Below are 21,682 nucleotides of genomic sequence, written 5' to 3'. Positions count from 1 at the left end.
AGGTAGTGTCGGGACTCGTGCGCCCCCTATTGCCCCTGCTTGTCGTCACAGCCGTCCTTGCCTTTGCGGGGTGCACCGGCACGACGACACCGAACGCCGAGGGCACCGCGGACGGCAGCGCGCTCGTGCTGGCCGACCCGGTCGAGCCCACCACGCTGAACCCGCTGCTCGGCTACGGCCGCGAGGGCGTGTCCAAGCTGTACGACGGCCTGGTGGAGCACCGCGCGGACGGCTCCGTGCGGCCCCAGCTCGCGGCCGACGCGCCCACGCCCGCCCCGGACGGGCTGAGCTGGACCGTGCGGCTGCGCGACGACGTCAAGTTCTCGGACGGCACGGCGTTCGGCCCCGAGGACGTGGTGGCCACCTACCGGGCGCTGCTGGACCCGGCGTCCGGCTCGACCGAGCGCGCCGCCTACCGGGAGCTGACCGGCGTGGAGCAGCTGGACACCCGCACGGTGAGGTTCACGCTGGCCAGGCCGTGGGCCGCGTTCCCGCACATGCTCGTGCTCGGCGTGCTGCCCAGCGAGGCGCTCGGCGCGCCGCTGCCGGACGTCCAGCCGGTCGGCACCGGCCCGTACCGGCTGGTGGACTGGCGCAAGGGCGACCGGATGGTGCTGGAGGCCAACGCCTCGTACTTCGGCGGCGAGCCGAAGATCCGCAAGCTGACCGTGGTGTTCGTGCCCGACGACAACACCCGCGCCCAGCGCATGCAGGCGGGGGAGTTCGACGGCACGGTCCTGCCGCCCCGCCTGGCCGCGTCGTTCGGCGCCACCAACGGTATGAGGGTCGTCACGCACCGCAGCGCCGACCTGCGTGCCATCACCCTTCCGGGTGGGGGGCCGGTGACGGGCGACGGCGCGATCCGGATGGCGCTGAACCACGCGGTCAACCGCAAGGGCATGGTCGACAACCTGCTGGGCGGCAAGGGCGCGCCGGTGAGCACGCCGGTGCCGGACACGCTGCCGGAGTTCGTCGAGCCCGCCGCCCGGTTCGACCACGACAAGGCGCGGGCCGAGCTGCTGCTCGACGAGGCGGGCTGGGTGCGCGGCGCGGACGGCGTGCGGGCCCGCGACGGCGTGCCGGCCCGGTTCACCCTGATGTACCCGATCGGCGACGTGGTGCGCGCCGACCTGGCCACCGCGTTCGCCGCGGACGCCAAGGCGGTCGGGATCGACGTGCAGCTGGCCGGGCTGAGCTGGGAGGCCGTCACGCCCCGGCTCGGCGTGGACGCGCTGCTGCACGGCGGCGGCACCCCGTTCGACCCGGACCTGATGGCCTACCCGTCGCTGCACACCGGCAACCCGTGGGGCTACTCGGACCCGCAGGTCGACGCGGCCCTGGACACCGGGCGGTCGCTGCTGGACCCGGCCCAGCGCGCGGCGGCGTACAAGCAGTTCCAGCGGGCGTACGCGGCGGCCCCGGGCATGGTGGTGCTGGCGTCCGTGCGGCACACGTACGTGATGCGGGACAACTGGAACGGCTACCAGGAGGTCGTGGACCCGTACGCCCACGGCGCGCTGTCCTGGGGCCCCTGGTGGAACCTGGAGAAGTGGTCGCCCCGATGACGGTCTTCCTGGACTCGGCCGGTTCGTCCCTGCCGCCGGAGGAGGTGTCGGAGGAGGTCTTCGGGCACCTGCGCCGGGAGGCCGAGATCGGCGGGTACGTCGCCGCGCGGGAGCGCCGGGACGACCTGGAGGCCGGGTACGGGGTGTTCGCCGAGCTGCTGGGCGCGGAGCCGGACGAGATCGCGTTCACCGAGAGCGCCACCCGTGCCTGGCTGACCGCGTTCGACGCCGTGCCGCTGGCCGCCGGCGACCGGGTGCTGTACAGCGAGGCCGAGTACGCGGGCACGGCGATCCCCATCCTGCACCGGGCGCGCCAGGTGGGGGCGGTCGCCGAGGCGGTGCCGTCCGACTCGTCCGGGCAGATCGACGTGGGCGCGCTGGAGGAGATGCTGGACGAGCGGGTCAAGCTCGTGTCCCTGGTGCACGTGCCGACCAACAGCGGACTGGTCAACCCGGCGCGCGAGGTCGCCGACGCGGCGCACGAGGTGGGCGCGCTGGTGCTGCTGGACGGGTGCCAGTCGATCGGGCAGATGCCGGTGCGCGCGGACGAGCTGGGTGTCGACCTGATCAGCTGCACCGGCCGCAAGTGGCTGCGCGGCCCGCGCGGCACGGGTGCGCTGGTGGTGCGGCGCGAGGCGGCCCGGCGGATGCGGCCGAACCTGATCGACCTGCACAGCGCCGCGTGGGTGGGTCCGCACGACATCCGGTTGCGCGAGGACGCCAGGGTCTACGAGATCTGGGAGTCGAACGTCGCCGCCCGCCTCGGTCTCATCGCGGCGGCCAGGTACGCGCTGGCCAGGGGCCTGGACGTGATCGAGCGCGAGGTCGGTGAACGCGCGGACCGGCTGCGTGCCGGGCTCAGCGCGCTGCCCGGTGTGACGGTGCGCGACCCGGGCGTGCGCAAGGCGGGCCTCGTCACGTTCACCGTGGACGGCCTCGGCGCGGCCGAGGTGCGCGACCGGCTGGCCCGCGAGGGCGTGACGGTCACCGTCAGCCTGGCGTCCTCGACGCTGCTGGACATGACCCGGCGCGGGCTGGACGAGGTGGTGCGGGCGTCGCCCCACTACTTCGTCCGGCCCGAGCAGGTGGATCAGGCCGTGGAGGCCGTCAGCAGGTGCGCCCGGTGATGCGCGGGACGCAGTCGGAGTAGTCCAGGAACAGCTGGACCGCGGTGTCGTTGCGCGAGGTCTGCGCCGCGATCACGGTGTCGCGCGGGTAGAAGCCGCTGGTCCCGCTCGCCGACCTGGGGTACATCTCGAACGTGTAGCTCCAGATCTTGTGGGCGGCCCACATCCAGTCGTCCACGCTGCCGTCGGTGATGTACAGGTCGCTGGCCTGCTGCGGCGTGTAGCCGTTCAGCGACGCCATCCGCCGGCCCATGGTCTGGAACACGTTCGCCTGGGTGGCGTCCAGACCGGCGGCCGTGTCGGCGTACGTGTAGCCGTACGGCCACAGGATCAGCTCCGAGTAGGTGTGCCAGTCGATGTGCGACTTGATCTGCTGCACGCCGCCCACCACGCGGCCGTTCACGAAGTCGCGCACGCGGGCGACCTCCGGCGCGGAGAACGCGGACGTGCCGCGGTACGTGTCGCTGGACCCGCTGCCGCTGGAGCCGCCGCAGCAGCCCCACTGGTGGCCCCAGTTGCGGTTCGGGTCGGTGCCGACCGCGGTGGAGTTCGGCTGCCGGTTCTTCCGCCACGCGCGGAACGAGCCGGTGGCGATGTCGTACTCCGCGCCGTCCGGGTTGACGCTGGGGATGACCCAGATCTCCCGGCTGTCGACCGCGGCCTTGACCGCCGAGCTGGACGCGTAGTTGTCCGTGTACCGCTTGATGATGTGCAGGCACATCTCCACGGTCAGGTGCTCCCGCGCGTGCTGGTTGCAGGTGAACAGCACCTCGGGCTCGGCCTCGTCGACCGACGGGTTGTCGCTGATCTTGATCATCCACAGGTCCCGGTTCTGGTACGACTTGCCGATGCTGCGCATCGTGACCAGGTTCGGGTGGTCGCGGACGGTCTGGTTCAGCTCGGCGACCATCTCGGCGTAGTTGTGGTAGCCCGCGTAGCCGGACGGGAAGTCCTGCGCGCCGACCTGCGGGTCGGCGAAGTCGGCCTTGCCGAGGCCCGCGAGCTGGGCGTCGGCGTCACCGGTGTTCTTCATGGGCAGCCCGGTCGCGCGCAGCGCCCGGTGCTGTCGCGGCTCGGCGATGACGGTCAGCCGGTCGCCGTCCTGGCCGAGGACGTCGACCCCGGTCCGCGCGACCTTCGTCCTCGCCTCGGGGGTGGTCGCGGTGATCTCGAAGACCGTCCGCTGGGTCTGCCCGGTCGCGGGCTGTGCCGACCCCGGGTGCACGGGAAGCACCAGGGTCACGCTCGCTACCAGTGCGGCGGCCACGAGGCCGCGGCGCTTGGTGAACATCAAGCCTCCATCATCAGCAGGGTTGCGACGGAGATGTGCCGCACCGGAGGGGCAGCACAGAAGTGGTGCACACGCAGCGTGGCCCTGTGCTCACGGAATGAGGTAGCCCCCGTTTGTCGGGTTCGCCGCCCCGGTGTGGGGTGACAGTTGACGGAATTCGGGACCGCTTACCCTTGGAGCCATGCTCAGCCGCATCGACCTGCGAGGTCGGGTCCCGTCACCGGCAGAACTGCGTGCCGCGCTCCCGCGCGCCGAGGTCGACGTGGACGCGGTGCTGCATCACGTCCGGCCCCTGGTGGACGACGTGCGCGAACGGGGCGTCGAGGCCGTGCTGGAGCACGGCGAGAAGTTCGACAAGGTCCGGCCCGTCTCGATCCGCGTGCCCGCGTCCGAGCTGGAGCGCGCGCTGTCCGAGCTGGAGCCGGCCGTGCGCGCGGCGCTGGAGGAGTCCATCGCGCGCGCCCGCAAGGTGCACGCCGACCAGCGCCGGGTCGACACGACCACGCAGGTGGTGCCCGGCGGCACGGTGACCGAGCGCTGGGTGCCGGTGTCCCGCGTCGGCCTGTACGCGCCCGGCGGCTTGGCGGTCTACCCGTCCAGCGTGGTGATGAACGTGGTGCCGGCGCAGCTCGCGGGCGTCGACTCCCTGGTGGTCTGCTCGCCGCCGCAGGCGGAGTTCGGCGGCCTGCCGCACCCGACGATCCTCGCCGCCGCCGCCCTGCTGGGCGTGACCGAGGTGTGGGCCGTCGGCGGCGCGCTCGCGGTCGCCCTGCTCGCCTACGGCGGCACGGACACCGGCGGCGGGGCGCTGGACCCGGTCGACCTGGTGACCGGTCCCGGCAACATCTACCTGACCGCCGCCAAGCGCCTGCTGCGCGGACTGGTCGGCATCGACTCCGAGGCCGGGCCGACCGAGATCGCCATCCTGGCCGACGAGACGGCCGACCCGGTGCACGTGGCCGCCGACCTGATCAGCCAGGCCGAGCACGACACGCTGGCCGCTAGCGTGCTGGTGACCACGTCCGAGGCCCTGGCGGACGCCGTGGACGCCGAGCTGGACCGCCAGACCGCCGTCACCAAGCACAGCGAGCGGGTGCGGACGGCGTTGCGGGGCAAGCAGTCCGGCACCGTGCTGGTGTCCAGTGTGGATGAAGGGTTGCGGGTGGTGGACGTGTACGCCGCCGAGCACCTGGAGATCCAGACCGCCTCGGCCCGCGAGGTCGCCGCCCGCGTGCGCGCCGCCGGTGCGATCTTCGTCGGGCCGCACTCGCCGGTGTCGCTGGGCGACTACTGCGCGGGCTCCAACCACGTGCTGCCCACCGGCGGCTGCGCGCGGCACTCGTCCGGGCTGTCGGTGCAGACGTTCCTGCGCGGCATCCACGTGATCGACTACAGCGAGGACGCGCTGCGCGAGGTCGCGCCGCACGTCGTGGCGCTCGCCAACGCCGAGGACCTGCCCGCGCACGGCCAGGCCGTCACGGCGAGGTTCAGCCGGTGAAGCCGATCGGATCGCGGGTGGAGCTGGTCGACCTGCCCCTGCGCGAGGACCTGCGCGGCCGGACGCCGTACGGCGCGCCGCAGCTGGACGTGCCCGTGCGGCTGAACACGAACGAGAACCCGTACCCGCCGACGCCCGCCCTGGTGGCGGACGTGGTGCGGGAGGTGGCCGCCATCGCCGGTGAGCTGCACCGCTACCCCGACCGGGACGCGGTGGCGCTGCGCGAGGACCTGGCCGCCTACCTGGCGTCGTCCACCGGCGTGCCGCTGACCTCGGCCAACGTGTGGGCGGCGAACGGGTCCAACGAGGTGCTGCAGCAGATCCTCCAGGCGTTCGGCGGCCACGGGCGGACGGCGCTGGGCTTCGAGCCGTCGTACTCGATGCACCCGATCATCGCGGCCGGCACCCGCACCGAGTGGGTGCCGACGCCCCGCCGCGCCGACTTCTCGCTGGACGTGGAGCGCGCGGCGGAGATCGTCGCCGAGCGCGCCCCGGACGTGGTGTTCGTGACCAGCCCGAACAACCCGACCGGGCAGAGCCTGCCGGTGGCCGACCTGCGCGTGCTGATCGAGGCCTCGCCGGGGATGGTCGTGGTGGACGAGGCCTACGTCGAGTTCTCGTCGCGGGACAGCGCCGTCGTGCTGCTCGACGACTACCCGGCCAAGCTGATCGTGAGCCGGACCATGAGCAAGGCGTTCGCTTTCGCCGGCGGTCGGCTGGGCTACCTCGCCGCCGCTCCCGCCGTGGTGGACGCGTTGCAGCTCGTGCGGCTGCCCTACCACCTGTCGGCGCTGACCCAGGCCGCCGCGCGGGCGTCGCTGCGGCACGCGTCGGAGACGCTGGGGTCGGTGGCCCTCCTCGCGGCCGAACGCGACCGGGTGATGGACTCGTTGGCGGGGCTCGGCTTCTCGGTCGTGCACAGCGACGCGAACTTCGTCCTGTTCGGGTGGTTCGAGGACGCGCACGCCACGTGGCGGTCGTACCTGGAACGCGGTGTGCTGATCAGGGACGTCGGCATCGTCGGACATCTGCGGGTGACGGTCGGTACTCCGGAGGAGAACGACGCGTTCCTCGCGGCGAGCAAGGAGGTTGGCCGGTGAGCCGGGTCGGCAAGGTGGAGCGGACCACCAGGGAATCGTCGGTGTACGTCGAGATCGACCTCGACGGCACCGGGAAGGTCGAGATCGGCACGGGCGTGCCGTTCTACGACCACATGCTCACCGCGCTGGGCGTGCACGGGTCGTTCGACCTGGTCGTGCGGGCGACGGGTGACGTGGAGATCGACGCGCACCACACCGTGGAGGACGTGGCGATCGTGCTCGGCCAGGCGTTGCGGGAGGCGTTGGGGGACAAGGCGGGCATCCGCCGGTTCGGCGACGCGTGGATCCCGATGGACGAGACGCTGGCGCACGCGGCGGTGGACGTGTCCGGGCGGCCGTACTGCGTGCACGTGGGCGAGCCGGAGCAGTTCAACACCTTCACGATCGGCGGGAACTACCCGTTCGTGCTGAACCGGCACGTGTTCGACTCGCTGGCGTTCCACGCGGGTATCGCGCTGCACGTCCGGGTGGAGTACGGGCGCGACCCGCACCACATCGCCGAGGCCCAGTTCAAGGCGGTCGCACGGGCACTGCGCGCCGCCGTCGAACCCGACCCGCGCGTCGGAGGCGTCCCCTCCACCAAGGGCGTCCTGTAGATGCCCAAGGAGTACGTGGTCATCGGCCTGCTGGCCGTGGCCGGCTTCCTGATCGGCGGCGTCTACAGCACGTGGAAGACGGCCAGAGGCCTGGCCGTCATCCTCCTGGTCCTGACCGTCGTCACGGCCGCCGCCGCCCTCACCTGGCTCCTCTGACCGCCACCCCCAGTGCCCGACCGGCAAGTTCCAGGTGCCCGACCGGTCGACTCGCGGTGCCGGACTGGACGACTCGCGGAGGTGAGAGCGCTCCCACCCGCGAGTCGTCCACTCGGGCACCGCGAGTTGCACGCTCCGGTCGTGGTGGGTTTGGCTGTCTGCGTATGGTTGGTCACATGTCGTCACCGGGTGAGGCCACCATCACCGTCGGTCGTCCTCGGGAGCGGGCCGATGCGGCCCGCAACCGGGCCCGCGTGCTCGCCGCCGCGGAGGAGGTGTTCGCCGCCGCGGGTGGGTCTGTCGGCGTCACGATGGAGGACATCGCCAGGGCTGCCGGGGTGGGTCGGGCCACGCTCTACCGGCGTTACCCGGACACGACCTCCATTGCTCAGGCGCTGCTGGACGAGCACGAGTCCGTGATCCAGGAACGCATCCTCAGCGGACCGCCGCCGCTGGGGCCGGGCGCACCGCCCGACGAACGGCTGGCCGCGTTCTACCGTGCCATGGTGGGTCTGCTGGAACGGCACCTGCACCTGGTCCTCGGCGCGGAGACGGGCCGGGCGCGGTTCCGGGCCGGTGCCTACGGGTTCTGGCGGCGGCACGTGGCCGCGCTGGTCGACGGCGCCCCCTCGGCCGTGGTGGACGCCCTGATGGCGCCCCTCGCCCCGGAGGTCTACCAGTACCAAAGACAGGTGCGCGGTCTCGGCCCGGACGAGGTGGTCGCGGGCCTCGACTGGCTCACGAGACGTGTTCTCGCAGGTAGCTAGGCGGCACGGCGGCCACCAGCCACACGCCGTTGGCGCTGACCCGGAACTCGTGGCCGGCGGCGGCCATGGCGGCGGCGTCGACCACCAGCACCACCGGCTTCCCCCGCCGCGACCCGACCCGCACGGCCGTCTCGACGGTCGCCGACAGGTGCACGTCGTGCCGCGCCATCGGCCGAAGCCCGTCGCGGAAGACGTCGGGCAGGACCCGGCCCACCGTCCCGTGGTACAGCTCGGCGGGCGGCTCGGCCACCGGCAGGTCCAAGGACACCGCCACGGTGTGCCCCTGACTGGCCCGGATGCGGTCGTCCTCGATCGCGAACCTCTGCTTGTCGTTGCCCGCCACGACCTCCAGCACCTGCGCCCGCGTCACGCCCAGGGCGCGCACGAGGTCGTCCAGGTCCACCCACCCCGCCGCGTCGAGCGTCAGCCCGACCTCCTCCGGCGCGTGGCGCAGGACCCTGGACATCCGCTTCGACAAGCGGACCATCTGCTTCTGCTCTTGCACGACATCCAGTGCAGCACGGCGGCACAACCGGATTTCAGGTGCCGCCCTCGACGGCGGGCTTGAGCTTCGGCGCCCCCGGGCCGTCCGACGCCTGCTCGTCGTCGAAGTTGTGCAGGGAGCAGCTCCGCAGCGACAGGCAGCCGCACCCGATGCACGACGTCAGCCGGTCCCGCAGCCGCCGCAGCGCGTCGATCCGCGCATCCAGCTCGACCTGCCAGTTGGCGGACAGCCTGCTCCAGTCGGACTTGGTGGGCGTGCGGTTCTCCGGCAGCGTCGCCAACGCGTCGTGCACGTCCTCCAGCGACAGCCCCACCCGCTGAGCGGTGCGGATGAACGCCAGCCGCCGCAGCACGTGCCGCGGGTACCGGCGCTGGTTGCCCGTGGTGCGCTCCGACGCGATCAGCCCCCGTTCCTCGTAGAACCTGAGCGCGGTGTGCGGCACGCCGCTGCGTTCGGCCACCTGACCGATGGTCAACATCTCCGGCAACTTGCTCACGTGCCCATCCTATGGGTTGACCTCGACCTAAGTCGAAGTTGTTTGGTGGGTGCATGGCAGTCACGAGAGAGTCGGGGTTCGCCGACATACCCGCGTTGTTCCGGCGGATGACGGGGGACGAGAAGCACGAGTGGGCGGCGGCGTCCACGCTGGACGTGCTGTGGGTGCTCTACGACCGGGTGCTGGACGTGTCGCCGGACCGGGTGGACGACCCGGACCGGGACCGGTTCCTGCTGTCGAAGGGGCACGGACCGATGGCGTACTACGCCGTGCTGGCCGCGAAGGGCTACCTCGAACCGTCCACACTGGACACCTGGACGGCGTGGGACTCGCCGCTGGGCCAGCACCCGGACCGGGTCCTGGTCAACGGCGTGGAGATCAGCAGCGGCTCGCTGGGGCACGGTCTGCCGATCGCCGTCGGCACCGCTCTCGGGCTGCGGCTCCAGGGCCGCGCGGCACGGACTTTCGTGCTGGTCGGGGACGCGGAGCTGGACGAGGGCAGCAACCACGAGGCGATCGCGCTGGCCGCGCGGCTCGGCCTGCACCGCCTCGTCACGGTGGTGGTGGACAACGAGTCCGGCACGCACGGCTGGCCCGGCGGGGTGGCGCGGAGGTTCGAGGTCGAGGGCTGGCAGACGTCCACAGTGGACGGGCGTGACCACGACGCGCTGCACGAGGCGCTCACGCAGGCGCACGAAGGTCCGCTGGCCGTGGTGGCGGAGATCCGGAAGGGGGAGTGGTGATGTCGATGCGACAGGTGTTCGTGGACACCGTGGAGGACGTGATGCGGCACGACCCGCGGGTGGCGGTCGTGCTCGCCGAGATCTCGCGGGACGTGTTCACGCCGCAGGAACGCGTGATCAACGTCGGCATCCGCGAGCAGGCGTTGGTGGGCGTCGGCAGCGGGCTCGCGTTGAGCGGGATGCGGCCGGTCGTGCACACCTACGCGCCGTTCCTGGTCGAGCGGCCGTTCGAGCAGATCAAGCTGGACTTCGGCCACCAGGACGTGGGCGGCGTGCTGGTCGGCATCGGCGGCTCGTACGACGACCCGGTGTGGGGCCGCACGCACCAGGCGCCCGGCGACGTGGCGCTGTTCGACACGCTGCCCGGCTGGACGGTCCGGGTGCCCGGCCACCCGGACGAGGTCGAGCCGATCGTCCGGGACGCCCTGCGACGTGACGACCGGATCTACATCCGCCTGTCGCTGCGGCAGAACGCGTCGCCGCACCCGGTGGTCGAGGGGTTCACCGAAGTGCGGCGCGGCCGGCGGGGCGTGGTGGTGGCCGTCGGGCCGATGCTCGACAAGGTGCTGGAGGCGACGAAGGACGCGGACGTGACCGTCCTCTACGCGACCACCGTCCGTCCGTTCGACGACGCCGGCCTCCAAGAGGCGGTAAGCCGGACCGGCCGGGCCGACGTGCTGCTGGTCGAGCCCTACCTGGAGGGGACGTCCGCGCACCTGGCGGCGGAGGCGCTGGCCGACGTGCCGCACCGGCTGCGGTCCCTCGGTGTCCGGCGTGACGCCGAGCTCCGCGCCTACGGCACCGCCGAGGACCACGATTCGGCGCACGACCTCGACGTGCTCGGCATCACCGCGGCCGTGCGTCGGATGTTCGGCCACCCGGCGGCTGCGGCATGATCTCTTCCTGTGAGCGTGCCGAGAACCCTGATCTGGACACCCGCGCCGACTGCGGAGCTGCAGCTGAACCTGCACCGCGCGGCGGCGGGCCCGGCCGCACTGGTCCCGGTGGCGTCCGGGACCGTGCTGCTGCCGCGCAGGCAGATCGGGTTCGCGGACGCCGCACGGCTCGCCGAACAGGTCCGGGGGACGGGCGCGGCGGCGTTGCTGCTGCGCTGGACCTCCGGGGCCGAGGTGTGGACGGACGGCGAGCGGGCGGGTTCCACGGGTTCGGCCCGCCGGCTGGTCGGCCTGCTGCGCTGGTGGCGGCTGGACGCCCTGCCCCGGCCCGTCGAGCTGCCCACGGACGTCACCGAGGTCCGGGCCCTGGTGGACGAGGGCCGCGCCGACACGTGGGTCACCGCGCTGCCCGACCGGGCCGGTCTGCCCATCAACACGGTCCTGCCGGTGGTCCCGGTGACGCAGGGCGGCTCACCGTTGGCCTAACCTGGTGACGTGCCACGAGTCGTTGTGCTGGACTACGGATTCGGCAACATCCGCTCCGCCGAGCGCGCGCTCCAACGCGTAGGCGCCGACGTGGAGGTGACCGCCGACCATCGGGCCGCGCTCGACGCGGACGGCCTGGTGGTGCCCGGCGTCGGCGCGTTCGCCGCCTGCATGGCCGGGCTGGACGCCATCAAGGGCGGCCTGCTCATCGGCCGGCGGCTCGCCGGCGGACGTCCCGTGCTCGGCATCTGCGTCGGCATGCAGATCCTGTTCGAGCGGGGCATCGAGCACGGCGTGCGCACCGAGGGCTGCGGCGAGTGGCCCGGCACGGTGGAGCGGCTGGACGCCCCGGTCGTGCCGCACATGGGCTGGAACACGGTCCGCGCACCCGCGGACACCAAGCTGTTCGCGGGCCTCGACGCGGACACCCGCTACTACTTCGTGCACTCCTACGGCGTGCGCCAGTGGGAGCTGGACTCGTCGGACACGCTCAAGGCGCCCCTGGTGACGTGGGCGGAGCACGGCGGCGACGAGTTCGTCGCGGCGGTGGAGAACGGGCCGCTGTGGGCGACCCAGTTCCACCCCGAGAAGTCCGGCGACGCGGGCGCGCACCTGCTGGAGAACTGGTTGGAGAGCTTCAACTAGGCTGTTCGTGTGACTTTCACGCTGCTCCCGGCTGTTGACGTGGCCGATGGCCTGGCCGTTCGCCTCGTGCAGGGCGAGGCCGGCACCGAGACCAACTACGGCGACCCGCTGGACGCCGCCCTCGCGTGGCAGCGCGACGGCGCCGAGTGGGTGCACCTGGTCGACCTCGACGCCGCGTTCGGCCGCGGCAGCAACCGCGAGCTGCTGGCCCGCGTGGTCGGTGAACTGGACGTCAAGGTCGAGCTGTCCGGCGGCATCCGGGACGACGCCTCGCTGGCCGCCGCGCTCGCGACCGGCTGCGCCCGGGTGAACCTGGGCACGGCCGCGCTCGAGGACCCGGTGTGGTGCGCGAAGGTCGTCGCCGAGCACGGCGAGAAGATCGCGGTCGGGCTGGACGTCCGGATCACCGACCAGGGCCACCGGGTCGCCGCACGCGGCTGGACCAAGGACGGCGGCGACCTGTGGGAGGTGCTGGAGCGGCTGGACCGCGACGGCTGCGCCCGCTACGTCGTGACGGACGTCGGCAAGGACGGCACCCTCCAGGGTCCGAACGTCGACCTGCTGCGCGAGGTCTGCGCGCGCACCGACGCCCCGGTGATCGCCTCCGGCGGCGTGTCCAGCGTGGACGACCTCGTCGCGCTGTCGAAGCTGTCCCGCGACGGCGTCGAGGGCGCGATCGTCGGCAAGGCCCTCTACGCGGGCGCGTTCACGCTCCCGGAGGCGCTGGCCGCGGTCCGCGGCTGATCGCGTCGTTGATCTCGCGGACGATGTGGGTCTCCGCGGCCTCCCTGGTCACCCCCGTGTCGGCCAGGGCCTTGGCCGCGGTGCCCTCGCCCTCGGCCAGCAGGCCGATCAGCAGGTGCTCGGGCCCCACGAAGGTGTGGCCGTGGCGCAGTGACGCGCGCACGGCCAGTTCCAGCGCCTTCTTGCAGTGCGCGGTGAACGGCTGCGGCTCGGGCCGCTGACGGACCGTGCCGTCCAACGCGTTCAGCACCGCCATCCGGGTGGTGCCCTCCGCCGCCTCCAGCTTGGCGATCGTCTTCGCCGCCAGGCCGCCCGACTCGTCCAGCAGGCCCAGGAGCAGGTGTTCCGTGCCGATGTGCTCGCTGAACCGGGCGTGGTGCCGGGCCAGCACGACGACCCGGCGCGCCCGGTCGGTGTAGCGGTCGAAGCTCGGCTTGACCTCCGCCGACACCTTGGGCACGAACCGCTTCTGCGCGGCCTGCTTGGTGACGCCGATGCTCTCGCCGATGTCGGTCCAGCTCGCGCCCGCGCGCCGCGCCTCGTCCACGAAGTGGCCGATGAGGTGGTCGCCCAGCTCGTCGAGCTTGCCGCTCAGCTCCACGGCCGCGGCCAGTCTGCCCAGCACGTCCGGGTGTTCCGACGCGACGGTGACGATGAGGTCCGTGAGCTGGACCGGAGGGGCTACCACTCGTCAACTGTAGGTTGACGATCAGCGGCCGGTCAACTTCAGGTTGACGGAGTGATCTCGATGCCGATCGTGCCGTCGCGGCCCCGGCGGAGGCGGCTGCCGAAGAGCGTGACCCTGCCCACCAGGCCGTACTTCTTCGCGATGAGGGACCGGACCCGGTCGCTGCCGGCCTGGTCGAGGAGTCGGGCGGTGGCCGGGACCTGCTCGCCGGTGGGCTTGCCCTTGATGTCGCACGGGCCGATCCGGACGTCGCCGCTGCGGCGGATGCGCTTGACCTTCCCCGCGTCGGCGGCGGACCACGCGTACAGCTTGCCGCCCTCGCCCGCGACCCAGACGGGGGTGGGCACGGCGGCGCCGTTCTTGCGGTAGGTGATCAGCAGGAGGTACTTGCCGGTTGCGAGATCCATGCCCGGAACGTTAGCCGGAACGCGGAAGAGCCCCGCTCCCACAAGTGGGAACGGGGCTCAACCGGTAACGCTCAGGTCAGATGACCGTCACGTTGGTGGCCTGGGGGCCCTTGGCACCCTGGCCGACATCGAAGCTCACGCGCTGGTTCTCTTCCAGGCTGCGGTAGCCGCCGCTCTGGATCTCCGAGTAGTGGACGAACACGTCAGCGCCGCCATCCTCGGGGGAGATGAAGCCGAAGCCCTTCTCCGAGTTGAACCACTTCACGGTGCCCTGCGCCATGCTTTACTCCTCATACAGCTACCAACGGGGCGAACGCACCCGCTGCGGCCGGTCCAAACGCTGACCCTGAGGAATCACACGCTCAAACGCGTTTCGCGAGCGTGGATAAACACGAACACAAAACTTGCGACCTCCATAAGTGAACCACACTTTGGCCGCCACGTCGCCCCCTCGGCACGTGTCGCACGTCCCACTCCCCAAAAGTGGGACCCCCGCGACCCCTCCGCCCAGCCGCCGCGAGCCCTCCACTCCGGCACCGCGAGCCGCGCGGTCGGGCACCGCGAGTCGACCACTCCGGCACCGCGAGCCGGCCGCTCAGGACGCCCCCGTAGGCTTTTACCCATGTCAGTAGCGGTGCGCGTGATCCCCTGCCTCGACGTCGACCGGGGCCGGGTGGTGAAGGGCGTGAACTTCACCAACCTCGTCGACGCGGGCGACCCGGTCGAGCTGGCGCGGGCCTACGACGCGGAGGGCGCGGACGAGTTGACGTTCCTCGACGTGACGGCGTCGTCCAGTGACCGCGAGACCACGTTCGACGTGGTAAGGCGCACCGCGGAGCAGGTGTTCATCCCGCTCACGGTGGGCGGCGGCGTGCGCAGCGCGGACGACGTGGACAAGCTGCTGCGGTCGGGCGCGGACAAGGTCAGCGTGAACACGGCCGCGATCGCCCGCCCGGAGCTGCTGGGCGAGCTGTCCCGCCGGTTCGGCGCCCAGTGCATCGTGCTCTCGGTCGACGCGCGGCGCGTGCCGGCAGGCGAGAAGCCCACCCCCTCCGGCTTCGAGGTCACCACGCACGGCGGGCGCAAGGGCACCGGCATCGACGCGGTCGAGTGGGCCGCCAAGGGCCAGGAGCTGGGCGTCGGCGAGATCCTGCTGAACTCGATGGACGCCGACGGCACCAAGGCCGGCTTCGACCTGGAGCTGATCCGGCTGACCCGCGAGGTCGTGGACGTGCCGCTGATCGCCAGCGGCGGCGCGGGCGCGGTGGAGCACTTCCCGCCGGCCGTGGTCGAGGGCGCGGACGCCGTGCTCGCCGCCAGCGTCTTCCACTTCGGCACGCTGCGCATCGGTGACGTGAAGCGCGGCCTGCGCGACGCGGGCGTGGAGGTCCGCTGATGCTCGTTCCCCGCAACGCGCCCCAAGAGGTGTCCCTCGCGGTCCTGATCGGCGCGGTGGGCGGCCTGGCGTTCGTCCTCATGGGCCTGATCCAGTGGCAGGGCGACGGCGACTCGGGCTGGATCAGGTTCCCGGTGATCATCGCGGTGCTGGGGCTGCTGGCGGTGGGCGGCCTGATGGCGGGTCCGCGCCCGGCCCGGCTGACGGCGATGGCGGTGTTCGCCCTGGTGGCCCTGGTGCACCTGCTCACGGTCCTCAACCAGGGCGAGCTGTGGGTCCGCGCGCTCTCCGGCCTGCTCTCCGCGGCCCACGTCTTCGCCGTGGTGCTGCTCAACACCCGGCCCGCCCGGGACCACTTCCTCGGAGGCAAGCGTTGACCAGCGCGCTCGACCCGTCCATCGCGTCACGCCTCAAGCGCACCGCCGACGGCCTGGTGTGCGCCGTGGCGCAGCGCCGCGGCACGGGGGAGGTGCTGATGGTGGCCTGGATGGACGACGAGGCCCTGCACCGCACGCTCACCACCCGCCGCGCCACGTACTACTCGCGCAGCCGCCGGCAGCTGTGGGTGAAGGGCGAGACGTCCGGCCACGCGCAGTACGTGCACGAGGTGCGGCTGGACTGCGACGGCGACACCCTGCTCCTCCAGGTGGACCAGGTCGGCGCCGCCTGCCACACCGGCGACGCGACGTGCTTCGACGCGACCGTGCTGCTCAGCCCAGATCCCCGGTGAGGTAGCGCTGGACGTTGGGCGCGATGGCCTTGACCATCGTGTCCACGTCCGCCGAGGCGAGCGGCTCGAACCGGACCACGTAGCGCACCATGCCCATGCCGATGATCTGGCTGGCCGCGAGGGTCGCGCGCAGGTCGCCGTCGGGCGCGTCGAGGTGCACGACGATCCGCCGCAGCAGGGTGTTCACGAAGAAGCCGCGCAGCACGTCGGCGACCTGGTCGTGGGACGTCACGCTGCGCACCATGGCGGCGAACGGGCCGCCGCCGATCGGGTCCCAGACGGTGAGGAACGTGCGGACGATCCGTTGGCCGATCTCCTCGTCCGGGCCGTCGAGGAGGCGGTCGACCAGCGCGTTCGGGTCGATCGGCAGTTGCAGCACGGCCTTGGCGAACAGGCCTTCCTTGCCGCCGAACCAGTGGTTGACCATCGCCGCGTCGACGCCCGCGCGCGCGGCGATGGACCGGACGGTCGCGCCCTCGTAGCCGCGTTCCACGAACACCTCGCGCGCGGCGGCCAGCAGCGCCGCCTTGGTGTCCTCGCCGCCGGCGCGGCGACCCCGGCGCTTCGGTTCGGTGCTGTGTTGCGAGCCTGGGTTCACCCCACCATCATGCGTCAGACCCGGAAGTTTTTCAACGCGCGTTGAAATAGAGCCCGGTCGAACGGGCGCCTGTACACGACCGGCACAATGACGCCCATGGTGAGCGTCATCGGTGCAGGTGCTGGTCTGGGCGAGGTCAGTCCGACGCGCGAGGAGTTCCGCGAGCTCGCCGCCGAGCGGCGGGTCGTCCCCGTGGTGCGGCGGCTGCTGGCGGACGCGGAGACACCGGTCGGGCTGTACCGCAAGCTGGCGGCGGACCGGCCCGGCACGTTCCTGTTCGAGTCGGCCGAGAACGGCCGCTCCTGGTCACGCTGGTCGTTCGTCGGCGCGCGCAGCGCCGGCGCCCTGACCGCGACCGGCGGCGAGGCGTTCTGGCAGGGCCCGCACCCGGTCGGCCTGCCCGAGGGCGGCGACCCGCTGGTGGCGCTGCGCGAGACCATCGAGGTGCTGCGCACCGACCCGCTGCCCGGCCTGCCGCCGCTGACCGGCGGCATGGTCGGCTACATCGGCTACGACGCGGTCCGCCGGCTGGAGCGGCTGCCGTCGCTGACCGAGGACGACCTGGAGGTGCCCGAGCTGGTCATGCTGCTGGCCACCGACCTCGCCGCGCTCGACCACCACGAGGGCACCGTCACGCTCATCGCCAACGCCATCAACTGGGACGACTCACCGGAACGGGTGGACGCCGCGTACGACGACGCGGTGGCCCGCCTCGACCGCATGACGCAGGACCTGCAGAGCGCCGCGCCGCCCTCGGCCGCGGTGTTCGCCCGGCCCAAGCCGGAGTTCGTCCGCCGCCGGACCCAGCAGGAGCACTACGCGGCCGTGGAGAAGGCCAAGGAGGCCATCCGCGAGGGTGAGGCGTTCCAGGTCGTGCTGTCGCAGCGGTTCGAGATGCGCACCGACGCCGACGCGCTCGACATCTACCGCGTGCTGCGCACGTCCAACCCCAGCCCGTACATGTACCTGCTGCGGCTGGACGACTTCGACATCGTCGGGTGCAGCCCCGAGTCCCTGGTGACCGTGCGCGACGGCAAGGCCACCACGCACCCCATCGCGGGCACCCGCTGGAGGGGCGTGGACGAGGAGGAGGACGCCTTGCTGGAGAAGGACCTCCTGGCCGACCACAAGGAACGCGCCGAGCACCTGATGCTCGTCGACCTGGGCCGCAACGACCTCGGTCGGGTGTGCAAGCCCGGTTCGGTGACGGTGGTCGACTTCTTCAAGGTCGAGCGGTACAGCCACGTCATGCACATCGTGTCCACGGTCAGCGGCGAGCTGGCCGAGGGGAGGACGGCGTTCGACGCGGTCGCCGCGTGCTTCCCGGCCGGCACCCTGTCCGGCGCGCCCAAGCCGCGCGCGATGGAGCTGATCGAGGAGCTGGAGCCCACCCGGCGCGGCCTGTACGGCGGCGTCGTCGGCTACCTGGACTTCGCCGGCGACGCCGACACCGCGATCGCCATCCGGACCGCCCTCGTGCGCGACGGCGTGGCGTACGTGCAGGCGGGCGGCGGCATCGTGGCCGACTCCGACCCGGTCGCCGAGGACAACGAGTGCCTGAACAAGGCGGGCGCCGTCCTGTCCGCCATCGCGACCGCGCAGACCATGGCGCCGGCGGTGGACCCGGCGCGTGTCTGACGTGCGCGGGTCCGGCGCGCCCGTGCCGGGCGACCGGCGCGGCCGGCGTCCACTGTGGATCGTGGTGGCCCTGCTGCTGCTCGGCGCGGCGGCGATGTGGGGCGCTTCCGGCGTCACGTGGGACTCGTCGGCGGACCGGACCGGCGCGGACGTCGTGCCCGCGCTCACACCGCTGGCGTTGCTGTGCCTGGCCGCGATCGCCGCCGTGGTGGCGCTGAGCGGCTGGGTGCGGCGCGCGCTCGGCGTCGTGGTGCTGCTCGCGGGCGTCGCGGCGGGGTTCCAGGGGCTGGCCGCCGACGGTCCGCCGACCGGCCGCGGACTCGTGCTCGTGGCCGCGTCGCTCGTGGTCGCGGCGGGAGCGCTGCTCGTCGTGCGCGGATCGGCCATGCCACGCCTCGGCGGCGGCTACCAGACGCCCGGCGCGGCCAAGCGGACCGCCGATCCCGAACGGGAGCTGTGGAACGCGTTGGAGCGCGGCGACGATCCCACGGACCGGGACTGACCGCTCGGCGGCGGCAGACCGGACCGCCGGTCCCGCACGTTTGCGCACGTCGGCTCGTCAGGACCCCGGCCAGCAGCGCGAACGGGCCTACCCCGGTGGCCGGAGGCCGTTCGTGGCGGGGTTAGCATCCTCGTGGCGGGAAGGGGAGCATGACGTGCGGGAGCTTGCGACTGAACCGGAAGGTCTGACGGAGTCGAGCGGGGTGCGCGGATGACCGTGCTCGAATCGATCATCGAAGGCGTCCGCGAAGACCTCGCCACACGTGAGGCGGCACTGCCCTTCGACGTGCTCAGGGAGAAGGCGACGAAGGTGCCGCCGCCGCAGGACGTGATGACCATCCTGCGCGGACCGGGCGTCGGCGTGATCGCCGAGGTCAAGCGGCGCAGCCCGTCCAAGGGGCAGCTGGCCGACATCCCGGAGCCGGCGGACCTCGCCGCGCAGTACGAGCTGGGCGGCGCGCGGGTGATCAGCGTGCTGACCGAGGAACGCCGCTTCGGCGGGTCCCTGGCGGACTTCGACGCGGTGCGCGCGGCGGTGGGCGTTCCCCTGCTGCGCAAGGACTTCATCGTCAGCCCGTACCAGGTGCACGAGGCCCGCCTGCACGGCGCCGACCTGGTGCTGCTGATCGTGGCCGCGCTGGAGCAGAACGCCCTGGTCTCCCTGCTCGACCGGGTCGAGTCGCTCGGCATGACCGCCCTGGTCGAGGTGCACACGGCCGAGGAGGCCGACCGCGCGCTGGAGGCGGGGGCGAGCGTCATCGGCGTGAACGCCCGCAACCTGCACACCCTGGAAGTCGACAAGGACGTGTTCGGGCGGATCGCGCCCGGCCTGCCCTTCGACACCATCAAGATCGCGGAGTCCGGCGTGACCGGCCCCGGCGACCTGATGGCGTACGCGGGCGCGGGCGCCGACGCGGTGCTGGTCGGCGAGAGCCTGGTGACGAGCGGCGACCCCAAGGTCGCGGTGAACAAGCTGGTGACCGCGGGGTCCCATCCCGCGTGCCCCCGGCCGAGCAGGTAGAGGGAGAGCGCATGTCGCGTGGCCAGTTGGCTCCGACACCCCACGACCCGGACGACCGGGGCCACTTCGGGCGGTGGGGCGGCCGGTTCATGCCGGAGGCGCTCATCGGCGCCGTCGACGAACTCGCCGCGTTCTACGAGAAGGCGCGGGTCGATCCGGAGTTCCTGGACGAGTTCGCCAGGCTGCTGCGCGACTTCGCGGGCCGCCCGTCGCTGCTGACCGAGGCGCCGAAGTTCGCCGCCCACGCGGGTGGCGCGCGGGTGTTCCTCAAGCGCGAGGACCTCAACCACACCGGCTCGCACAAGATCAACAACGTGCTGGGCCAGGCGCTGCTCACCAAGCGGATGGGCAAGAAGCGGGTCATCGCCGAGACCGGCGCCGGCCAGCACGGCGTGGCCACCGCCACCGCGTGCGCGCTGATGGGCCTCGACTGCGTCGTCTACATGGGCGAGGTCGACACCGAGCGGCAGGCGCTGAACGTCGCCCGGATGCGGCTGCTCGGCGCGCAGGTCATCCCCGTGAAGACCGGCTCGCGCACGCTCAAGGACGCCATCAACGAGGCGCTGCGCGACTGGGTCGCCAACGTCGAGGACACGCACTACCTGCTGGGCACCGCCGCCGGGCCCCACCCGTTCCCGGTGCTCGTGCGCGACTTCCACCGGATCATCGGCATCGAGGCGCGGCAGCAGATCGTGGAGAAGGCCGGCCGGCTGCCCGACGTGGTGGCCGCGTGCGTCGGCGGCGGGTCGAACGCCATCGGCATCTTCCACGGGTTCATCGACGACCCGTCGGTGCGGCTCGTCGGCCTGGAGCCGGGCGGGGACGGCATCGACACGGCCCGGCACGGCGCGACGCTGACCGCCGGCACGCCCGGATCGCTGCACGGCGCGATGTCGTACGTCCTGCAGGACGAGGACGGGCAGATCACCGAGGCGCACTCCATCTCGGCCGGCCTGGACTACCCCGGCGTCGGACCCGAGCACGCGCACCTGAAGGACACCGGACGCGCCGAGTACCGGCCGGTGACGGACGCCCAGGCGATGGAGGCGTTCGCGCTGCTGTCGCGGGAAGAGGGCATCATCCCGGCGGTCGAGTCGGCGCACGCGCTGGCCGGAGCCCTCGTGCTCGGACGTGAGCTGGGGCCGGAGGGCTTGATCCTGGTCAACCTGTCCGGTCGCGGCGACAAGGACATGGACACCGCGATCAAGTGGTTCGGCCTGGGGGTGGAGTCGTGAGTGGACTGGCTTCGGTCTTCTCGACCTGTCGGGCCGAGTCGCGGGCGGCCCTGATCGGGTACCTCCCGGCGGGCTACCCGTCGGTCGAGGGCTCGAAGGACGTGCTGAAGACGATGGTGTCGGCCGGGTGCGACCTGGTCGAGGTCGGCCTGCCGTTCTCCGACCCGGTCATGGACGGCGTGACCATTCAGCGCGCCGCTGAACAGGCGCTGCGCGGCGGGTTCCGGGTGCGGGACCTGTTCGGCGTGGTCGAGTCGGTGGCGGCGGCCGGTGGGCGCGCGGTCGTGATGACGTACTGGAACCCGGTGCTGGCGTACGGGGTGGACCGGTTCGCGCGCGACCTGGCGGCGGCCGGCGGGCTGGGCGTCATCACGCCCGACCTGGTGCCCGACGAGGGCGCCGAGTGGGTCGAGGCCACCGACGCGCACGACCTGGACCGGATCTTCCTGGTCGCGCCGTCGTCCAGCGCCGAGCGCATCGACCTGGCGGCGCAGTCGTCGCGCGGCTTCCTCTACGCCACGTCCGTGATGGGGGTGACCGGAGCGCGCGATGTCGTGTCGTCGGCCGCTCCGGCGCTGGTCAAGCGGGTGCGTGAGCACACCGACATGCCGATCGGCGTCGGGTTGGGCGTGCGCAGCGGGGCGCAGGCGGCCGAGCTGGCGGCGTTCGCGGACGGGGTCATCGTCGGCTCGGCGTTCGTGTCGGCGGTGCAGGACGGCACCGTGGCGGCGCTGACCGAGGAGTTGGCCACCGGGGTCCGCCAGGTGGCGACGCCCGCTTAGCACGCACGGTCGGGTGAACTACGCCGTTCGGACGGCAGCGCCATGCGGCAATACCTCCGGTGTGGCACGGC

At 72.4% G+C, this 21,682-nt stretch carries 27 protein-coding genes; 20 read left to right on the top strand and 7 right to left on the bottom strand.

Translation table 11 applies throughout. From position 1 onward, the window contains the following. The first annotated feature begins 17 nt into the window (after nucleotides 1–17). Entirely contained in the window at nucleotides 18–1,565 is a 1,548-nt protein-coding gene (locus ACRAKI_RS28760; RefSeq protein ID WP_447003623.1) for an ABC transporter substrate-binding protein, read from the top strand. After that, nucleotides 1,562–2,692: an aminotransferase class V-fold PLP-dependent enzyme gene (locus ACRAKI_RS28755; protein WP_447003622.1), complete on the top strand. Its 1,131-nt coding sequence runs from the start codon at nucleotides 1,562–1,564 to the stop codon at nucleotides 2,690–2,692. Before ACRAKI_RS28760 ends, ACRAKI_RS28755 begins: the two co-directional genes overlap by 4 nt. On the opposite strand, the gene ACRAKI_RS28750 is transcribed toward ACRAKI_RS28755, so the two are convergent. Continuing rightward, a complete protein-coding gene (locus tag ACRAKI_RS28750) occupies nucleotides 2,673–3,983 on the bottom strand; it encodes a M14 family metallopeptidase (protein WP_447003621.1) in 1,311 nt (436 codons plus the stop codon). The genes ACRAKI_RS28755 and ACRAKI_RS28750 overlap by 20 nt on opposite strands. A gap of 181 nt (nucleotides 3,984–4,164) precedes the next feature. Between ACRAKI_RS28750 and hisD the strand changes: the two genes are divergently transcribed. The 5 genes from hisD to ACRAKI_RS28725 all read left to right on the top strand — a co-directional run bounded on the left by hisD (nucleotide 4,165) and on the right by ACRAKI_RS28725 (nucleotide 8,100). After that, complete coding sequence (hisD, locus tag ACRAKI_RS28745; RefSeq protein ID WP_447003620.1) at nucleotides 4,165–5,481, top strand: histidinol dehydrogenase; 1,317 nt, start codon at nucleotides 4,165–4,167, stop codon at nucleotides 5,479–5,481. Continuing rightward, entirely contained in the window at nucleotides 5,478–6,581 is a 1,104-nt protein-coding gene (locus tag ACRAKI_RS28740) for a histidinol-phosphate transaminase (RefSeq protein ID WP_447003619.1), read from the top strand. The genes hisD and ACRAKI_RS28740 overlap by 4 nt, the downstream gene beginning before the upstream one ends. Further along, nucleotides 6,578–7,177 carry an imidazoleglycerol-phosphate dehydratase HisB gene (gene hisB, locus ACRAKI_RS28735; protein WP_447003618.1) on the top strand — a complete coding sequence of 200 codons (600 nt, stop codon included), beginning with the start codon at nucleotides 6,578–6,580 and terminating at the stop codon, nucleotides 7,175–7,177. Before ACRAKI_RS28740 ends, hisB begins: the two co-directional genes overlap by 4 nt. Continuing rightward, nucleotides 7,178–7,333 (top strand): hypothetical protein, encoded by a 156-nt coding sequence (locus tag ACRAKI_RS28730; protein WP_447003617.1) that lies wholly within the window; start codon nucleotides 7,178–7,180, stop codon nucleotides 7,331–7,333. A gap of 176 nt (nucleotides 7,334–7,509) precedes the next feature. Continuing rightward, nucleotides 7,510–8,100, top strand: coding sequence for a TetR/AcrR family transcriptional regulator (locus ACRAKI_RS28725; protein ID WP_447003616.1), 591 nt, complete (start codon nucleotides 7,510–7,512; stop codon nucleotides 8,098–8,100). On the opposite strand, the gene ACRAKI_RS28720 is transcribed toward ACRAKI_RS28725, so the two are convergent. Together ACRAKI_RS28720 and soxR are read right to left on the bottom strand one after the other, a co-directional pair. After that, a complete protein-coding gene (locus ACRAKI_RS28720) occupies nucleotides 8,072–8,587 on the bottom strand; it encodes an RNA 2'-phosphotransferase (protein ID WP_447008542.1) in 516 nt (171 codons plus the stop codon). The genes ACRAKI_RS28725 and ACRAKI_RS28720 overlap by 29 nt on opposite strands. Before the next feature lie 52 nt (nucleotides 8,588–8,639). Next, nucleotides 8,640–9,083 (bottom strand): redox-sensitive transcriptional activator SoxR, encoded by a 444-nt coding sequence (gene soxR / locus ACRAKI_RS28715; RefSeq protein WP_447008541.1) that lies wholly within the window; start codon nucleotides 9,081–9,083, stop codon nucleotides 8,640–8,642. 71 nt (nucleotides 9,084–9,154) lie between these two features. On the opposite strand from soxR, the gene ACRAKI_RS28710 reads away from it, so the two are divergent. From ACRAKI_RS28710 to priA, 5 genes are read left to right on the top strand one after another with little or no spacing between them, the layout of a single operon-like run. After that, the gene (locus tag ACRAKI_RS28710; RefSeq protein WP_447003615.1) at nucleotides 9,155–9,844 is read left to right on the top strand and encodes a transketolase; all 690 of its coding nucleotides are present in this window, start codon (nucleotides 9,155–9,157) and stop codon (nucleotides 9,842–9,844) included. Next, entirely contained in the window at nucleotides 9,844–10,740 is an 897-nt protein-coding gene (locus tag ACRAKI_RS28705; RefSeq protein ID WP_447003614.1) for a transketolase family protein, read from the top strand. Before ACRAKI_RS28710 ends, ACRAKI_RS28705 begins: the two co-directional genes overlap by 1 nt. A gap of 9 nt (nucleotides 10,741–10,749) precedes the next feature. Then, entirely contained in the window at nucleotides 10,750–11,226 is a 477-nt protein-coding gene (locus ACRAKI_RS28700; RefSeq protein ID WP_447003613.1) for a hypothetical protein, read from the top strand. A 9-nt stretch (nucleotides 11,227–11,235) separates the two neighbouring features. Then, entirely contained in the window at nucleotides 11,236–11,871 is a 636-nt protein-coding gene (gene hisH / locus ACRAKI_RS28695; protein ID WP_447003612.1) for an imidazole glycerol phosphate synthase subunit HisH, read from the top strand. Between the two features lie 9 nt (nucleotides 11,872–11,880). After that, nucleotides 11,881–12,615, top strand: a complete 735-nt coding sequence (priA, locus tag ACRAKI_RS28690; RefSeq protein ID WP_447003611.1) for a bifunctional 1-(5-phosphoribosyl)-5-((5-phosphoribosylamino)methylideneamino)imidazole-4-carboxamide isomerase/phosphoribosylanthranilate isomerase PriA — start codon at nucleotides 11,881–11,883, stop codon at nucleotides 12,613–12,615. Here the strand turns inward: priA and ACRAKI_RS28685 are convergent. The 3 genes from ACRAKI_RS28685 to ACRAKI_RS28675 all read right to left on the bottom strand — a co-directional run bounded on the left by ACRAKI_RS28685 (nucleotide 12,578) and on the right by ACRAKI_RS28675 (nucleotide 13,990). Then, nucleotides 12,578–13,303: a Clp protease N-terminal domain-containing protein gene (locus ACRAKI_RS28685; protein WP_447003610.1), complete on the bottom strand. Its 726-nt coding sequence runs from the start codon at nucleotides 13,301–13,303 to the stop codon at nucleotides 12,578–12,580. The genes priA and ACRAKI_RS28685 overlap by 38 nt on opposite strands. A gap of 38 nt (nucleotides 13,304–13,341) precedes the next feature. Beyond that, on the bottom strand, nucleotides 13,342–13,710 hold the full coding sequence (locus ACRAKI_RS28680) for a PPOX class F420-dependent oxidoreductase (protein WP_447003609.1): 369 nt from the start codon (nucleotides 13,708–13,710) through the stop codon (nucleotides 13,342–13,344). A 76-nt stretch (nucleotides 13,711–13,786) separates the two neighbouring features. Next, a complete protein-coding gene (locus ACRAKI_RS28675; protein WP_033437808.1) occupies nucleotides 13,787–13,990 on the bottom strand; it encodes a cold-shock protein in 204 nt (67 codons plus the stop codon). 342 nt (nucleotides 13,991–14,332) lie between these two features. Here ACRAKI_RS28675 and hisF point away from each other — a divergent pair, with 342 nt between their 5' ends. The 3 genes from hisF to hisI are packed head-to-tail and all read left to right on the top strand — an operon-like array spanning nucleotide 14,333 to nucleotide 15,836. After that, complete coding sequence (gene hisF / locus ACRAKI_RS28670) at nucleotides 14,333–15,106, top strand: imidazole glycerol phosphate synthase subunit HisF (RefSeq protein ID WP_447003608.1); 774 nt, start codon at nucleotides 14,333–14,335, stop codon at nucleotides 15,104–15,106. Continuing rightward, nucleotides 15,106–15,483, top strand: a complete 378-nt coding sequence (locus tag ACRAKI_RS28665; RefSeq protein ID WP_447003607.1) for a hypothetical protein — start codon at nucleotides 15,106–15,108, stop codon at nucleotides 15,481–15,483. Before hisF ends, ACRAKI_RS28665 begins: the two co-directional genes overlap by 1 nt. Further along, nucleotides 15,480–15,836: a phosphoribosyl-AMP cyclohydrolase gene (gene hisI / locus ACRAKI_RS28660; RefSeq protein WP_447003606.1), complete on the top strand. Its 357-nt coding sequence runs from the start codon at nucleotides 15,480–15,482 to the stop codon at nucleotides 15,834–15,836. Before ACRAKI_RS28665 ends, hisI begins: the two co-directional genes overlap by 4 nt. Here the strand turns inward: hisI and ACRAKI_RS28655 are convergent. After that, complete coding sequence (locus ACRAKI_RS28655; RefSeq protein ID WP_447003605.1) at nucleotides 15,817–16,434, bottom strand: TetR/AcrR family transcriptional regulator; 618 nt, start codon at nucleotides 16,432–16,434, stop codon at nucleotides 15,817–15,819. The genes hisI and ACRAKI_RS28655 overlap by 20 nt on opposite strands. A gap of 96 nt (nucleotides 16,435–16,530) precedes the next feature. Here ACRAKI_RS28655 and ACRAKI_RS28650 point away from each other — a divergent pair, with 96 nt between their 5' ends. The 5 genes from ACRAKI_RS28650 to trpA all read left to right on the top strand — a co-directional run bounded on the left by ACRAKI_RS28650 (nucleotide 16,531) and on the right by trpA (nucleotide 21,611). Further along, nucleotides 16,531–18,072: an anthranilate synthase component I gene (locus tag ACRAKI_RS28650; RefSeq protein WP_447003604.1), complete on the top strand. Its 1,542-nt coding sequence runs from the start codon at nucleotides 16,531–16,533 to the stop codon at nucleotides 18,070–18,072. Continuing rightward, nucleotides 18,065–18,574 (top strand): Trp biosynthesis-associated membrane protein, encoded by a 510-nt coding sequence (locus ACRAKI_RS28645; protein ID WP_447003603.1) that lies wholly within the window; start codon nucleotides 18,065–18,067, stop codon nucleotides 18,572–18,574. The genes ACRAKI_RS28650 and ACRAKI_RS28645 overlap by 8 nt, the downstream gene beginning before the upstream one ends. 210 nt (nucleotides 18,575–18,784) lie before the next feature. After that, complete coding sequence (gene trpC, locus ACRAKI_RS28640) at nucleotides 18,785–19,594, top strand: indole-3-glycerol phosphate synthase TrpC (RefSeq protein WP_447003602.1); 810 nt, start codon at nucleotides 18,785–18,787, stop codon at nucleotides 19,592–19,594. Nucleotides 19,595–19,605: 11 nt separating this feature from the next. Further along, nucleotides 19,606–20,829: a tryptophan synthase subunit beta gene (gene trpB, locus ACRAKI_RS28635; RefSeq protein ID WP_447003601.1), complete on the top strand. Its 1,224-nt coding sequence runs from the start codon at nucleotides 19,606–19,608 to the stop codon at nucleotides 20,827–20,829. Next, on the top strand, nucleotides 20,826–21,611 hold the full coding sequence (trpA, locus tag ACRAKI_RS28630; protein WP_447003600.1) for a tryptophan synthase subunit alpha: 786 nt from the start codon (nucleotides 20,826–20,828) through the stop codon (nucleotides 21,609–21,611). Before trpB ends, trpA begins: the two co-directional genes overlap by 4 nt. Nucleotides 21,612–21,682 lie beyond the last annotated feature (71 nt).

The organism is Saccharothrix isguenensis, assembly GCF_052936305.1.
The sequence above is the reverse complement of the archived record's forward strand: the minus strand, read 5'-3'. Positions and strand labels throughout refer to the sequence as shown.

Bases quoted from the DNA above. Each gene is read 5' to 3' on its own strand.
- trpB (WP_447003601.1), top strand. From the start codon at position 19,606: ATGTCGCGTGGCCAGTTGGCTCCGACACCCCACGACCCGGACGACCGG.
- ACRAKI_RS28705 (WP_447003614.1), top strand. From the start codon at position 9,844: ATGTCGATGCGACAGGTGTTCGTGGACACCGTGGAGGACGTGATGCGG.
- ACRAKI_RS28680 (WP_447003609.1), bottom strand. From the start codon at position 13,710: ATGGATCTCGCAACCGGCAAGTACCTCCTGCTGATCACCTACCGCAAG.
- hisF (WP_447003608.1), top strand. From the start codon at position 14,333: ATGTCAGTAGCGGTGCGCGTGATCCCCTGCCTCGACGTCGACCGGGGC.
- trpC (WP_447003602.1), top strand. From the start codon at position 18,785: ATGACCGTGCTCGAATCGATCATCGAAGGCGTCCGCGAAGACCTCGCC.
- ACRAKI_RS28650 (WP_447003604.1), top strand. From the start codon at position 16,531: ATGGTGAGCGTCATCGGTGCAGGTGCTGGTCTGGGCGAGGTCAGTCCG.
- ACRAKI_RS28730 (WP_447003617.1), top strand. From the start codon at position 7,178: ATGCCCAAGGAGTACGTGGTCATCGGCCTGCTGGCCGTGGCCGGCTTC.
- ACRAKI_RS28665 (WP_447003607.1), top strand. From the start codon at position 15,106: ATGCTCGTTCCCCGCAACGCGCCCCAAGAGGTGTCCCTCGCGGTCCTG.
- ACRAKI_RS28720 (WP_447008542.1), bottom strand. From the start codon at position 8,587: ATGGTCCGCTTGTCGAAGCGGATGTCCAGGGTCCTGCGCCACGCGCCG.
- ACRAKI_RS28725 (WP_447003616.1), top strand. From the start codon at position 7,510: ATGTCGTCACCGGGTGAGGCCACCATCACCGTCGGTCGTCCTCGGGAG.
- ACRAKI_RS28675 (WP_033437808.1), bottom strand. From the start codon at position 13,990: ATGGCGCAGGGCACCGTGAAGTGGTTCAACTCGGAGAAGGGCTTCGGC.
- ACRAKI_RS28750 (WP_447003621.1), bottom strand. From the start codon at position 3,983: ATGTTCACCAAGCGCCGCGGCCTCGTGGCCGCCGCACTGGTAGCGAGC.
- hisD (WP_447003620.1), top strand. From the start codon at position 4,165: ATGCTCAGCCGCATCGACCTGCGAGGTCGGGTCCCGTCACCGGCAGAA.
- ACRAKI_RS28755 (WP_447003622.1), top strand. From the start codon at position 1,562: ATGACGGTCTTCCTGGACTCGGCCGGTTCGTCCCTGCCGCCGGAGGAG.
- soxR (WP_447008541.1), bottom strand. From the start codon at position 9,083: ATGTTGACCATCGGTCAGGTGGCCGAACGCAGCGGCGTGCCGCACACC.
- ACRAKI_RS28710 (WP_447003615.1), top strand. From the start codon at position 9,155: ATGGCAGTCACGAGAGAGTCGGGGTTCGCCGACATACCCGCGTTGTTC.